General features: G+C 65.4%; 1 protein-coding gene. It reads right to left on the reverse strand.

Going from position 1 to position 228, the window contains the following annotated elements:
• Nucleotides 1–228 (reverse strand): efflux RND transporter permease subunit (locus AX737_RS17870; protein WP_156453809.1); only part of this gene is annotated, 228 nt, incomplete at both ends.

Below are 228 nucleotides of genomic sequence, written 5' to 3' on the forward strand. Positions count from 1 at the left end.
CACGCCGAGGATGAAGGCGAACGAGGTCATCACGATGGGCCGGAAACGCAGTTCGCATGCCTCCAGCGCCGCCTCGTGCAGGGACCGGCCCTGCGCGACGAGGTCCTTGGCGACCTCGATGATGAGGATGGCGTTCTTCGCCGTCAGGCCGATCACCGTGATCAGGCCGACCTTGAAGTAGACGTCGTTCGGCATGTCCCGCAGCAGCATGGCGAAGACCGCGCCGAC

The sequence above is a fragment of the Methylobacterium sp. CCH5-D2 genome (assembly GCF_001556475.1).
In the GTDB taxonomy this organism is placed as follows: domain Bacteria; phylum Pseudomonadota; class Alphaproteobacteria; order Rhizobiales; family Beijerinckiaceae; genus Methylobacterium; species Methylobacterium hispanicum.